This is a genomic window from Streptomyces sp. NPDC001634, assembly GCF_040298185.1.
Taxonomy (GTDB): domain Bacteria; phylum Actinomycetota; class Actinomycetes; order Streptomycetales; family Streptomycetaceae; genus Streptomyces.
Window position 1 is genome coordinate 81,288 of the sequence record NZ_JBEOZU010000026.1, and the last position, 12,898, is coordinate 94,185.

Genomic DNA, 12,898 nt, shown 5'->3' on the forward strand with positions numbered 1-12,898 from the left:
GAGGTCGTAGGACCGTCCCGGGAGGCCTTCATGACCGATGACACGCAGGGCAGGGCGGGCGAGGCGGACATAACGGGCGAAGTTGCGCCCCTCGCGAGGCTCCACCCGGCCCCCGCCGACGAGAGCGTGCGCGGCTCCGTCCTCATCTCCATCGGCGCGCTGCTGCTGGGCATGCTGCTCGCCGCCCTCGACCAGACGATCGTGTCGACGGCGCTGCCCACCATCGTCAGCGACCTCGGCGGCCTGGAGCATCTGTCGTGGGTGGTCACCGCCTATCTGCTCGCCTCCACCGCGGCGACCCCGCTGTGGGGCAAGCTCGGTGACCAGTACGGGCGCAAGAAGCTGTTCCAGGCCGCGATCGTGATCTTCCTGATCGGGTCGGCGCTGTGCGGCATGGCGCAGAACATGCCCGAACTCATCGCCTTCCGCGCCCTTCAGGGCCTCGGCGGCGGCGGGCTCATGGTGTTGTCGATGGCGATCGTCGGCGACATCGTCTCGCCCCGGGAGCGCGGCCGTTACCAGGGGCTGTTCGGCGCGGTCTTCGGCACGACCAGCGTGCTCGGACCGCTCCTCGGCGGCCTGTTCACCCAGCACCTCAGCTGGCGCTGGGTGTTCTACGTCAACCTGCCCGTCGGTGTCGTCGCCCTCCTCGTGATCGCGGCCGTTCTGCAGATCCCCAGGAAGGCGGAACGGCATGTCATCGACTACCTCGGCACCTTCCTCATCGCCTCCGTCGCCACCTGCCTGGTCCTGGTCGCCTCGCTCGGCGGTACGACCTGGAGCTGGACCTCACCGCAGATCATCGGCCTCGGGGTCCTCGGCGCCGTCCTGCTCGTGGCCTTCGTGCTCGTCGAACGCCGGGCCGCCGAACCCGTCCTCCCGCTGAAGCTGTTCCGCGTCCGGACCTTCACGCTCTCCGCGGTCATCAGCTTCATCGTCGGCTTCGCGATGTTCGGCGCGATGACGTACCTCCCGACGTTCCTGCAGATCGTCCAGGGCATCTCGCCGACCTTGTCCGGCGTGCACATGCTGCCCATGGTGGTCGGCATGCTGCTGTCGTCCACCGCCTCCGGCCAGATCGTCAGCCGTACCGGCCGCTGGAAGGTGTTCCCGGTCGCGGGCACGGCCGTCACCACGATCGGTCTGCTCCTGCTCCACCAGCTCGACGAGAACAGCAGCACCGCGGAGATGAGCGGCTACTTCTTCGTCTTCGGCCTGGGCCTCGGCCTGGTCATGCAGGTCCTCGTGCTGATCGTGCAGAACGCGGTCGCCTACGAGGACCTCGGCGTCGCCACCTCCGGCGCCACCTTCTTCCGTTCCATCGGCGCCTCGTTCGGCGTGGCCGTCTTCGGCACGATCTTCGCGAGCCGGCTCGGTGACAAGCTCGTGGCGGCGCTCGCCGGCCGGTCGCTCCCCGCCGGGGTCACCCCGGACGCCCTGAAGGCCGACCCGCGCGGCATCCGGGCCCTCCCGGCCGCCGCACGGCCCGCCGTCCTGCACGCGTTCGCCTCCTCCATCACCGACGTCTTCCTGTACGCCGCCCCCGTCGCCCTCCTCGGCTTCGTACTGGCGTGGTTCCTGCGCGAGGACAGACTGCGGGGCTCGGTGACTGCGCCTGACGTGACGGAGACGCTGGCGAGCAACCCGGTGCAGCGCTCCTCGTACGACGAGGTGTGCCGGGCACTGTCCCTGCTCGGCTCGCGCGAGGGGCGGCGGGAGGTCTACGACAAGATCACCAAGCGGGCCGGGTACGACCTGCTGCCCGCGGCGAGCTGGCTGCTGCTGCGGATCAAGAAGTACGGCTGGGCCGAGCCCGGGGTGCTCGCCGAGCGCAGCACCGTCCCGCTGCACATCATCCTGGCCGCCGCGCGGCAGCTGGAGGAGCGGCGCCTGGCGGTGCGCGAGGGGCTCGACCTCGTCCTCACCGAGCAGGGCCGCGAGGTCGCCGAACGCCTCGCCAAGGCCCGCGAGGAGTCCCTGGCCGAACTGCTCGGCGACTGGTGGGGCCCGGACCGTCCGACCGATCTGAGCAAGCTGGTCGAGGAACTGAACAGGGAGATGTGCGGCTCGGACGCGGAACGCCCACGCCCGCGCGACCGTTCGTCGTCGCGGCCGACGGGACGGCCCTAGGCCCTGTGGTCAAACTCCCGCCTGCCCGGCGACGCCCGGCACGCACTCCGCCAAGCTCTCGGCTTCGCTCGAGCAGGGGGGACCCCCATGACGCCGCCGGCCCGCCCTCCGGGTGGACGACGGGAGTCTGACGACAGGACCTAGGACAGCTGCTTGCTGAACCAGTGCTCCGCATACGACGACGAGTTGTACGGTTCGATTTCCGTATAGCCGAGGCGGGCGTACAGGGCGCGGGCCTCCACCAGGTCGTTGCGGGTGTCCAGGACGATCCGCCGCGCGCCGAGCACACGGGCCGTGCCCTCGGCGGCGCCCACGAGGAGCGCGGCCCCGCCCCGGCCGCGCAACTCCCTGCGCAGGAAGACCCGCTTGAGCTCGGCGGTCCCGGCGTCCAGCAGCCGTACGCCCGCGGTCCCCGCCGGCTCGCCCTCGTGCCGGGCCACCAGCAGCGCCCCGCGGGGCGGCGCCAGACCGTCGCCGTCGTTGGCCGCAATCTCGCGCTCCAGCTCGTCCGGATCGGTCGTGCGTCCCTCGTGCACCTCGTACCACCGGTCGCTGACCTCCGTGTAGTACGCCCGCCAGAGGGCGGCGGCGACGGGGGAGCCGACGGGTTCCGGGGCGATGATCCAGGTCATGACGGGCATTGTCAGGCGGATGCGGCCACCTTGCGCAAGCGAATATGCGTGACCTCCGGCGAGTCCAGCACCTGGGTCTTCCGCCACTCGATGTGCTCGTCGCCGAGGTTGTCGAACAGTCGCCGCCCGCCGCAGGCAAGCACCGGGACGACATGCAGCAACAGCTCGTCCAGCCACCCTTTCCGGATGAACTGCTGCACCAGGTCCGCGCCGCCCGCGAGCGAGACGTCCTTGTCGCCCGCCGCCTCGCGCGCCAGCTCCAGCGCGCGCCCGGGGCCCTCGGTGACGAAGTGGAAGGTCGTGCCGCCCTTCTTCACCACCGACTCACGGGGGTGGTGGGTGACGATGTACACGGGCGCGTGGAAGGGCGGCTCGTCGCCCCACGGGATCTCCCCGGTGATGTACATGCCGTGGCCCATGACCACCGCTCCGGGCCGTTCGACGTGCTCGGCGAGCAGCTCGTCGTCGGGACCGCCCGTGCCGCCCACCATCCCTTGCATCCGCCGGAACGTGCGCGTCCCGTACACCCAGGAGTGCAGCCGCTCCCCGCCGATGCCCAGGGGATGCTCGCGGCCCGACTCCGGGCCCGCGATGTATCCGTCGAGCGACATGGCCAGCCGTGCGATGACCTCACCCATGACAACCTCCTTGTTCCCGGGCGGCCCCTGCGCCCTCCACCCCTGCGTCGAACGGGACGGCCGTGAATCGACACGCCCGTCCCACGAAATCCGGAGACTGGTCGCATGAACCGCACCGACAGGCTGTACGCCCTGGTCGAGGAGTTGCGTGCCGCCGCTCCCCGCCCGCGCAGCGCGCGTACGCTCGCCCGCCGCTTCGAGGTCAGCGTCCGGACGATCGAGCGAGACCTCGCCGCGCTCCAGCAGTCCGGGGTGCCGGTCCACGCCGAACCGGGCCGGAGCGGCGGCTACGTACTGGACCCGGCGCGCACCCTGCCGCCGCTGACCATCACCCCGGCGGAGGCGACCGCGCTCGCCGCCGGGCTGCGCGCACTGGACGGCACGCCGTTCGAAGCGGACGCGCGCAGCGCACTGCACAAGGTGCTCGCGGTGATGCCGCAGCGCGAGCGCGCGGCGGCGACCGAGCTCGCCGGGCGCGTGAGGCTGCTCATACCGCCCTCGCGGCCGCCGCGGCCCGCCGAACCGGCCGTCCCCGGGCCCGTGCGGGAGGCGCTGTCGGCGGGACGGGTGCTGCGGCTGGAGTACGCCGACGCGGCCGGCACGGTCACCGGCCGTGAGGTCGAACCGCTCGTCTTCCTCGGCGGCGACGAGCACTGGTACCTGGTCGCCTGGTGCCGGCTGCGCGCGGCCGTACGCGGCTTCCGGCTGGACCGGATCCGGGCGGTCGAGGCGCTTGCCGAGCGGTCCCCGCACCGCCCCGTCGACCTGTCCGAACTCGACCGGCTCGGCTCCGACGTGGTGCCCCTGACCGAGCTGGGAATGTGACGGCAATCACCGACAGGGTGTTGTCGCGTACACCGCCGAGGCTGGTGCCCGTTCCCGACGGACGTACGAGCCCGTAGCCGGGCCGACACTCGCGAAAGGCCGCAGCCATGACACCGACCACGACCGGCAGCACCCTCACCCCCGCAACCGGCATCGCCCTCTTCGAGCGCTGGACGGCCCTGTGGAACGGGGACTTCCGCGAACCGGAGAGCTTCCTCGCCCCCGGCTTCCGCATCCGCTTCGGCAACAGCCCCGACAGCGCGGAGGCAACCGACATGATCCACGGCCCGCGGGGCATCGTCGAGTTCATCGCCGCCTTCCGGGCCACGCGGCCCGATCTGCGCTACGCCGTCGACGGCACCCCTCTCGTCGACACCGAGCAGGGCAGCGTGGCGTCCCGCTGGTACGTCTCGGGGGAGGACGTGGACAGTGCGACGCGGGAGAAGAGCGGGATCGACCTGTTCGAGGTGGTCGAAGGGCGGATCGCGGCCGTCTGGTCGGTGACCGGGCTGCGCCGGTTCGCCCCGTGACGCCTGCCGGGTGAGGGTGGCCTTCCGGTTGTCCTCGGCTCGTTTGGGGGCGCCCGTCCGGGCAACCCGGGCGGGAGACGGCCCGCTGGGCCGAGAGACCGGAAGGCATTCATGTCCACAGGCGTGATCATCGCTCTGATCGTGATTGTTGTCGTGGCGGCCGTCGTCGCGGGCGCGGCCGCCGTGTCCCCGCGTGCTCGGGGCCCACTCGGAGGCGGAGGCCTCCGGCGCCGCTTCGGGCCCGAGTACGAGCGGACAGTGGCCCGGCACGACGGCGACGCCGAGGCCGCCGAGCGCGACCTCACCGAGCGGCTCAAGCGGTACGGCTCGCTGCGCGAGCAGCCGCTGGAGCCGGCCGAGTGCGCACGGTACGCGGCGCGGTGGGCGGCCGCGCAGGAGCATTTCGTCGACTCCCCGGGGGAGGCGGTCGCCGAGGCGGACCGGCTGCTCGCGGAGCTGGCGGGCGCGCGGGGCTTCCCCGACGCCGGTCGCTACGAGGAACAGCTCGACGCGTTGTCCGTGCACCATGCCCAGCACGTCCACGGCTACCGCCGACTGCACCGGGCCGCCCACGCCCCGACCGCCGGCACCGCCGAGAGCCGGGCCGGCACGGAGGAGATGCGCGCGGTCATGCTGGAGGCCCGTGCCCTCTTCGAGGACCTCGCGGCCCCCGCGCGCATGCAACCGGAGAGCCCCACGGCGAAGACGCCCCCGGGGACCCCCGCCCGCACGGCGGGGCAGTCCCGTTTCGCGTGGGCCTTCCACCGGCAGCAGCATGCCAAGGGGAGCTGAGCGTGATGACTGATGTGACACCGGAGGGCCCGCAGCCTGAGCCCCGGCTGCTGTCGCGGGAGGAGTGCGACAGGTTCGCGCTGCGGTTGCAGCACGCCGTCGGCGAGTTCGTCGACGACCCACGGGAGGCCGTCGAAGAGGCCGACCGGGTCGTGGTGGAGGTCGCCTCACGGCTTGCGGAGGCCGTGGCCGCGCGGCGGCGGACGCTGAAGGCCTCCTGGCAGGAGACCGAGGACGACCCGCACCCGGGCGGCGACGACACCGAACAGCTGCGGCTGGTTCTGCGCGACTACCGCTCGACGGCCGAGAGACTGCTGAGCATCTGAGCCATCGGCCGTGGGCCGTCCCCGGGGTCGTCGGCCGGGGGCGGCCCCGCCCGGCCTGTCGCTCAGCGCGGCTCCGAGCGCTGGGCCCGGCGCTCGCGCCACTCGCGGACGACCACCTCGACGTCGTACGGCTTCAGGCCCAGAGGCGGCCCCGGCGGCGGCTTGAACATCATGTCGCGGATCTTCACATTGAGGTCCTCGACCAGCCGCCGCACCATCCGCTCGGACGGCGCCACCGCGGCCGCCGCCAACGTGTCCTCCGCCTCCTTGCGCAGGGCCAGCGTCGGCGGCAGGACCGCGAGCCCCTCGCGGGCCATCTTGCGCTTGACCCACCACAGTTCGTCGTACGTCGTGTCCGTGACCGCGGGTGACGGCTCGCCCGCTCCGGGAAGGTCCGCGAACTCCCCGCGCTCCTGGGCGTCGCGGATCTGTTTATCGACAAAGGACTCGAAGCTGACGCCGGGTGGCTTGCGCTCGGTCATGGGTTCATTGTGCCGGACGTCACCCAACGGGGCGATCGGGCGAATTATCATTCCGCCGCGGTACGACAACCGGACTTGGCCGCAGGACACTTGAACCGCCGTACTCAGGAGGAGCGCACGTGCTCGAACTCACCATGGCCTCGGTTTCCGAGGTGGACGCCGGGGCGACGGCCGGAATGCTGATGGCCGACGCGCCCAGCGAGCCGGGCAGCGTGCTGAGGGTGGGCCGGGACAAGTCCGTGTGCCGGCTGGCGACCCCGGACGACTGGCTGTTCGTCTCGCGCGTCCACCTGGAGTTCCTGTGCGGCCCGGACGGAATCTGGCAGGTCACGTGGCTGCGTGGCACGCACGCCGAGCCCTCCTCCCATGTACTGCTGGCCCTGGCCGGGCACCCGGCCCAGCCGCTGCCCTACGGCGGCTCGGCCAGGCTGCCGCACGGCGGCTCGGGTGAGCTGATCATCCAGGACCGCACCGCACCGCGCAGTGTCAACGTGGGCTTCTACCACGAGGTCTAGGCGCCGCCCGGACTTCCGGACTCCCGGGCTCCAGAAGGAGCCCGCCCGGCCGAGGAGCGTTTCCGGGCGTCAGCCCACCACCCGTGCCAGCGCGAACCCGTCGTGTCCCTTGCTGCCCACCGTCTGCACCGCAGTCCCGCTCAGCCCCGGATGCGAGGCGATCAGTTCGAGCGCGGCCCGGGTGCCCCGCACGCCAGGGTCCTCGCTGCCCGCGTCGGTGACCTGGCCGCTGCGCACCACGTTGTCGAGCACGATCAGGCTGCCGGGGCGGGTCAGTCTGAGGGCCCACTCGACATAGTGGGCGTTGTTGGCCTTGTCCGCATCGATGAAGACCAGGTCGAACGGCGCCGGGCGCTCCTCGGCCAGCTTCGGCAGGGACTCCAGCGCGGGGCCGACGCGGACCTCGGTGATCCCGTCCAGGCCCGCACGCGCGAGGTTGCCGCGGGCGACCTCCGCGTGCTTCGCGCTGTACTCCAGGGTGATCAGCCGGCCGTCCGCGGGGAGCGCACGGCCCAGCCAGATCGTGCTGTAGCCGCCGAGCGTGCCGATCTCCAGGATGCGGCGCGCGCCCTGGATCAGGGCCAGGAGCTGGAGCAGCTTGCCCTGGTTGGGGGCCACGTTGATGGGTGGCAGCCCCGCCGCGTCGCTGTCCCGCAAGGCTGCGGTGAGCACCTCGTCGGCGGGGGCGAGAAGGGAGGTGAAGTACGCGTCGACGTCGTCCCAGAGCTCTTGCGCTGTGCTCATGCACCATGCCTTTCATGTGGCTGGTTAGACTGGCTAAGTAGGCTCTCTAACGAATATATCCGGGGCGGGGCGCGCTGTCAGCGGATATCGCCCGATCGAGTGAGATGTCAGCCGATCGGAGGAGGGATGTACACCGGCGGCGGAGGCACCACCGGACGCCGCCTGCGGGCTCGTACGACCGCCACCAGGATCACGATGGCCGATGCCACCAGGACTCCCGGCACCGTGAGCTGCCACGCCGGGACGCCGCCCACCTTGAGCAGGGTGTCGGTGTAGATCACCCGGTGGTACGGCGTGTCCGCCGCCGTCCGCTCCAGCTCGTGGTCGCCGGAGATCCGCGACGGCTGGGGGAACTCCTGGTCGAACGCGGTGAGGAAGTCCGTACCGCCCGCGGTGAGGGTCGCCAGGGCCCCCGACGCACTGGTGACCCGGCCCGCGTACGAGACCTGCGGGCGCTCGCCGCCGATCGATGAGCGCGGCTGCATACGGTGCGCGGCCAGGACGTACAGGCCGAGCGACTGCGGGGTGCTCGCCAGCCGCGAGAGCCGCATCGGGTAGACGAGCCGGTCGCTGGCGAAGGTGAGGTGCAACGGGTCGAGGGCGCCGCCCAGGGTGGCGCTCCCGCCCTGTTGCGGGGCGAGCCGGATCGCCACGTACTCCCAGCCCTGGTCGACGTAGGGGCGCAGTGCCTGGTTCAGGCGGGGCGGGAGGTGGAAGCCGTTGTCCTCCAGCCAGGAGCCGAGCGCGTTCTCGTCGGTGGCCGTCAGCCGGGCCACGTCGAACGGGCCGAGCCGCTCACGGCCCACGACGCCCACCGGGGGTGCCCCCGCGCCTGCCGCCGGAGGGGCGCCCGTGCTGTCCTCGCCCGTGAACGGCCAGTCGCCGTTGCGCGGCCAGAAGTAGTGGCGGGTGCGGTACTCCGGGGCGGTCGCCGTGCCGAGCTGGTCGAAAAGAGCACGGTCGCCGAGCTTCACGGTCGCCCGGTGCGGCACGGGCATGATCCATGCGGCCTTGTGTGCGTCCCCGGTCACCGTCAGGCTCATCACGATCTGCTCCTGACGGCCGTCCCAGCGGACCGCGGACACCTCGCGGTTCACCGTCACATGCCGCTGCGACTCCGGCACCATCGCGCCACAACCGCAGGCGTACGCCGGTGCCACCAGCGAGCCCAACTGCACCGCCAGCAGCGTCAGGACGACGGCCAGCACCCGCCCCCGCACGCGCCCGAACCGACCTGCCCGCATCCCCCGTGACCCTTCCTTGTGCCGTACGCCAGGACCGACAAGATCACAGACGGCGCGACGGAGGGGACGGTTCCAGGCCCGCACTGTCGTCATTCGGACAAAAGCCGGGCGGACGTCAGGTGAAGAAGAGGTTGCTTGCGTCTCACAGCGGGGGTGCTGCAAACCTCATAGGGTGCGCACAGCTGTATACGCACGTGACGCACGGGACGAACGGGGCGGGAGGGCAAGCGGGGCGTGGCGAATGTGGAGCACAGCGGGCAGGTGGGCAATGCCTTCGGGGCGGGGGCCGCAGAGCAGGCGAAGGCACGACTGAACGCGACCCGCGTCGGCCTCTGGCTGATCACCGCCGTCCTGGCGGTACGGCAGGTCGCCGTCGTCCTGAGCACACCCCAGGGCGAACGGCTGACGGACCTCGAGACCTGGGTCGGCCCCCACGGGGTCCTGCATGTGAAGGGGTCGCTGTACGACTCGACGCGGTTCACCGGCACACCGTTCGCCGGACTCGTCCTCAAACCACTCACCCGGGCCGCCCAGCAGGCCCTCGGCTGGGGCTGGACCTTCGGCACGCTGCTGCTCGTCGTCGCGCTCGGTCTGATCGCGGCCCGTGCCCTGCCACAGCCGGTGACCCGGCGCACCTCGCTGCTCGCCGCGCCCGTCGCGACAATCCTGCTGATGCTGTCGCTGCCGGTGCGCAACGCCCTCTATCTCGGCCAGACCAGCATCATCCCGGTGCTCCTGGTCCTGCTCGGCTGCTTCACCGTGCGCGGCGAGCGGACGAGCGGACTGCTGATCGGCCTGGGCGCCGCACTCCAGCCGACCGTGCTGCTGTTCGCGCCGCTGCTGTGGTTCACCGGCCGCCGCCGCGCCGCGGGCTCGGCCGTCGGCACGTTCGCCGTGAGCACCGCGCTCGCCTGGGCCGCGTTGCCGCACGACTCGTACACCTACTGGGTGCACCACCTGGCCGGCACCGGCCTCGGCGGCAAGGCCTACGACCACGCCAACCAGTCCCTGCACGGCGCCCTGCTCAGGCTCGGCCTGTCCGGGCCGCTGGAGATCGGTCTGTTCTTCGTGCTGGGCGGCGCCGTCGCGGCCCTCGGGCTGCGCCGCGCGATCCGGTACGCACGTGACGGACAGCTGCTGCTCGCCGTCGCGGTCACCGGCTGCGTCGCGGTCGCCGTCTCGCCCACCAGCTGGCAGCACCAGCTGCTGTGGGTGCTGCTCGCGGTGGTCGGCCGGGTCGGCAGCCGGGCCTCGGACCGGTACGTGTGGCCGGTCACCGTCGTCCTTCTGCTGACGCTGCCCGCGAAGATGATGCTGCCGAACGTGGCGGTGCTCGAACCGTTCCGCGACAACCTGGTCCTGGCGGCGGCCCTCGCCGCCGCCACCTTCGTACCGTTCCTGTCCCGCACCGCCCCCTCCTACCGGGCCCCGGTCCCCACGCAGTACGCGCAACCCGTCCCGGCCCGCCGGCGGCACGTCCCGCTGGTGCCGTTCCTGCGGCGGGTCCTCACCCGCCCGAACCTGCTGCTCGAACTGCTGCTGATCCGGGTCACCTACGCCGCCTACCAACGGGTCCGGCTCGCGGCGACCGGCGACAGCAACGCGGCGGGACGGGTCACCGCCGAGCACCACGGCGACCAGATCCTCGCCATCGAGCGTTTCCTGCACATCGACATAGAGCACTGGGCCAACCACGCCGTCGTCAGGGCCGGGTGGCTGCGGCACTTCTTCGACTTCTACTACGAGTCCTTCCACTTCGTGGTCCCGCTGGCCGTCCTCGGCGTGCTCTACTGGCGCCGCCCGGTCGACTACCGGTGGGCCCGCTCGGCGCTCGGCTTCACCACCTTCCTCGCGCTGGTCGGCTTCTGGCTCTACCCGCTGGCCCCGCCGCGCCTTTTGCCGGGCCTCGGGATCATCGACACCGTGCACGGCGTGCAGGACTTCTCCAAGCCGGACTACGGCACGCTGACCGCGCTGACGAACCAGTACGCGGCGATGCCCTCACTGCACTTCGGCTGGTCCCTGTGGTGCGGCCTGACCATCGCGATCCTCGCGCCCAAGTGGTGGATGAAGGCGCTCGGTCTGCTGCACCCGCTCTTCACGGTCTCGGCGATCGTGGCGACCGGCAACCACTGGGTACTCGACGCGGTCGGCGGCGCGACCGTCGTCGGCGCGGGCTTCGCGCTCACCCATCTGCTCCAGGGGCCGCGGGCCCGGGTGACGGTGGCCGCCGCCGAGGTCAGCAGTGCTCCGGTGCTGGTGAAGGACCGTACTCCGAGCTGATCCGGTACGTGCCCGGCGCGGTGACCGTCAGCCGTGTGAACTCGCCTTCCCGGGTGAGGCAGCCGCCCTCGGCGCGCAGCCATGGCGAGTAGGCGACCCGCACGGTCACCGGGCCGGGGTGCGGCACCCGGACGTCCATCTCGGCGCTCGTCGTACGCAGGACGGTGGCGGGCGCCGACACCAACGGCACCGCGTGGCGCACCCGGTACACCCGCCAGTACGCGTCCTGCCACACCGGCTCCAGCCAGTCCGGCCGGCGGTCGCGCACGAGATGCGCCTCGGCCTCGGCGGGCCCGTCCGGCCTGCCCAGCGGCAGGACGACGAGGCCCACCGCCCAGCGGTCCAGCCAGCGGCGGTAGGTGGCCGCCGAGAACGTTCCGTCGTAGAAGAGACGGCCGCGCTCCACGTCGAGCTGACGGTTCCACCCACGCGCCATGTTCACGTGCGGGGCGAGCTCGGTCGCCTCGCGGTGGTTGCGGGCCGGGACGACCTCGACTCGGGTGCGGTCGGCGCCGAGCCCGTCCAGGGCCCGTATCACGCCGCCGGTGTCCGCCGCCCAGGCCGGTACGGCGGTGGAGACCCGCAGATCGTCGACGGTCTTGCGGCCCACCCAGACGACGGAGAAGACCAGCGCGACGATCAGCAGATTGCGCCGCAGCAGCCGCAGCCGGGGCGCGCTGAGCAGCATCGCGAGCAGCGCGGCCGGCGCGAACAGTTCGGCGAACCGCTCTATGTTCGTGCCGATGGGCGAGGGGACCAGATACACGAGCACGGTCCCGGCCGCGTACACGGCCCCGCTCCACCGCGCGACCCGCCAGCCGCGCGGGGCCAGCATCGCGACGGCCAGCCCCAGCAGCGCGGGCTGGTAGATGCGGTCCGGCGGCATCAGCTGCTCGCCGGTGAACGGGAACAGCAGTGTGGTCGTGGCGACCACCGCGAGCGGCGGCAGCAGCAGTACGAGGGCGCGCCCCCAGTCCCGTACGAGCAGGAAGCCGGCCCCCAGCACGGCCAGGAACAACCCGGCCACCGGGCTTCCCATGGTCGCGAGCGCCCCGTACACCGCCGCAAGCGCGAGCCGCCGCTTCCCGGTCAGCAGCACACAGGCCGCCAGCCCGAAGGCCACGCCCAGAGCGAACGTCGTGCGGCCCGACGCCACGTTGCACCACAGCGCCAGCGACGCGAGCAGCGCCGGGCCGAGGGGTCTTCGGATTCCGGCGCGCACGATCAGTACGGCTGCCAGCCAGGAGGCGGCCAGGCCGGAGACCACGGTGACGGTGCGCACGCCGAGCGCGGCCATCAGATACGGGGAGATCAGGCTGTAGTTGGCGGTGTGCATCCCGCCGTACCAGAAGAGGTTGTACGCCGACCCGCCGTCCCGGGCCGCGAACTGGGCCCATGCCTCCTGGGCCGCGAGATCACCGCCGCCGGTGGCCAGGAACAGCCACCACACCGCGTACAGCGGCACGGTGGGGAGCGTGGCGAGCAGCGGTACCCGGTGGCGCTCCCGGAGTGTCCGCCAAGGACGCCAGGGACCGTTTTTTCGGGCGGTGGCCGTGTCTTCCGGCCGGACAACGGTGAGTTCGGCTGGGACCACGGTTGCGCGTTTCCGTTCGACGTTCTTCGGCGGTGTGGCACGACTGTGCCCTTTTGAAGACGCCGAAGGGAAGAGGAACGTTCACCCGTTTGTGGGGCGCGTGGGATGCATGGGACCCGTGGGGCCAGTGGGTGGGATGCGTGGGGCGCACGGGTCGCGTGGG

At 71.9% G+C, this 12,898-nt stretch carries 13 protein-coding genes; 7 read left to right on the forward strand and 6 right to left on the reverse strand.

The window, feature by feature from the left end:
• The first annotated feature begins 30 nt into the window (after nucleotides 1–30).
• A complete protein-coding gene (locus ABT186_RS19515) occupies nucleotides 31–2,130 on the forward strand; it encodes a DHA2 family efflux MFS transporter permease subunit (protein WP_351926027.1) in 2,100 nt (699 codons plus the stop codon).
• 140 nt (nucleotides 2,131–2,270) lie between these two features.
• On the opposite strand, the gene ABT186_RS19520 is transcribed toward ABT186_RS19515, so the two are convergent.
• Both ABT186_RS19520 and ABT186_RS19525 read right to left on the reverse strand, forming a co-directional pair.
• On the reverse strand, nucleotides 2,271–2,762 hold the full coding sequence (locus ABT186_RS19520; RefSeq protein ID WP_502973251.1) for a GNAT family N-acetyltransferase: 492 nt from the start codon (nucleotides 2,760–2,762) through the stop codon (nucleotides 2,271–2,273).
• Between the two features lie 11 nt (nucleotides 2,763–2,773).
• Entirely contained in the window at nucleotides 2,774–3,400 is a 627-nt protein-coding gene (locus ABT186_RS19525) for a dihydrofolate reductase family protein (RefSeq protein WP_351225499.1), read from the reverse strand.
• Between the two features lie 105 nt (nucleotides 3,401–3,505).
• On the opposite strand from ABT186_RS19525, the gene ABT186_RS19530 reads away from it, so the two are divergent.
• The 4 genes from ABT186_RS19530 (at nucleotide 3,506) to ABT186_RS19545 (ending at nucleotide 5,873) form a co-directional block, all read left to right on the forward strand.
• Nucleotides 3,506–4,225, forward strand: coding sequence for a helix-turn-helix transcriptional regulator (locus tag ABT186_RS19530; RefSeq protein ID WP_351225501.1), 720 nt, complete (start codon nucleotides 3,506–3,508; stop codon nucleotides 4,223–4,225).
• Nucleotides 4,226–4,332: 107 nt separating this feature from the next.
• Nucleotides 4,333–4,755, forward strand: coding sequence for a nuclear transport factor 2 family protein (locus ABT186_RS19535; RefSeq protein WP_351225503.1), 423 nt, complete (start codon nucleotides 4,333–4,335; stop codon nucleotides 4,753–4,755).
• A 111-nt stretch (nucleotides 4,756–4,866) separates the two neighbouring features.
• A complete protein-coding gene (locus tag ABT186_RS19540; protein ID WP_351225505.1) occupies nucleotides 4,867–5,547 on the forward strand; it encodes a hypothetical protein in 681 nt (226 codons plus the stop codon).
• 5 nt (nucleotides 5,548–5,552) lie between these two features.
• Nucleotides 5,553–5,873 carry a hypothetical protein gene (locus ABT186_RS19545; RefSeq protein WP_351225507.1) on the forward strand — a complete coding sequence of 107 codons (321 nt, stop codon included), beginning with the start codon at nucleotides 5,553–5,555 and terminating at the stop codon, nucleotides 5,871–5,873.
• Between the two features lie 62 nt (nucleotides 5,874–5,935).
• Here ABT186_RS19545 and ABT186_RS19550 read toward each other — a convergent pair whose 3' ends face one another.
• A complete protein-coding gene (locus ABT186_RS19550; protein ID WP_351225509.1) occupies nucleotides 5,936–6,355 on the reverse strand; it encodes a DnaJ family domain-containing protein in 420 nt (139 codons plus the stop codon).
• Between the two features lie 119 nt (nucleotides 6,356–6,474).
• On the opposite strand from ABT186_RS19550, the gene ABT186_RS19555 reads away from it, so the two are divergent.
• Nucleotides 6,475–6,870 (forward strand): FHA domain-containing protein, encoded by a 396-nt coding sequence (locus ABT186_RS19555; protein WP_351225511.1) that lies wholly within the window; start codon nucleotides 6,475–6,477, stop codon nucleotides 6,868–6,870.
• Nucleotides 6,871–6,939: 69 nt separating this feature from the next.
• Here the strand turns inward: ABT186_RS19555 and ABT186_RS19560 are convergent, their stop codons facing one another.
• Nucleotides 6,940–7,614: an O-methyltransferase gene (locus tag ABT186_RS19560; RefSeq protein WP_351225513.1), complete on the reverse strand. Its 675-nt coding sequence runs from the start codon at nucleotides 7,612–7,614 to the stop codon at nucleotides 6,940–6,942.
• 107 nt (nucleotides 7,615–7,721) lie between these two features.
• Nucleotides 7,722–8,858: a DUF2330 domain-containing protein gene (locus tag ABT186_RS19565; RefSeq protein WP_351926029.1), complete on the reverse strand. Its 1,137-nt coding sequence runs from the start codon at nucleotides 8,856–8,858 to the stop codon at nucleotides 7,722–7,724.
• Nucleotides 8,859–9,092: 234 nt separating this feature from the next.
• Here ABT186_RS19565 and ABT186_RS19570 point away from each other — a divergent pair, with 234 nt between their 5' ends.
• Nucleotides 9,093–11,141 carry a bifunctional glycosyltransferase 87/phosphatase PAP2 family protein gene (locus ABT186_RS19570; protein WP_351225517.1) on the forward strand — a complete coding sequence of 683 codons (2,049 nt, stop codon included), beginning with the start codon at nucleotides 9,093–9,095 and terminating at the stop codon, nucleotides 11,139–11,141.
• On the opposite strand, the gene ABT186_RS19575 is transcribed toward ABT186_RS19570, so the two are convergent.
• Nucleotides 11,098–12,735 carry a DUF8823 domain-containing protein gene (locus ABT186_RS19575; RefSeq protein WP_502973252.1) on the reverse strand — a complete coding sequence of 546 codons (1,638 nt, stop codon included), beginning with the start codon at nucleotides 12,733–12,735 and terminating at the stop codon, nucleotides 11,098–11,100. The genes ABT186_RS19570 and ABT186_RS19575 overlap by 44 nt on opposite strands.
• Between the last annotated feature and the right edge of the window lie 163 nt (nucleotides 12,736–12,898).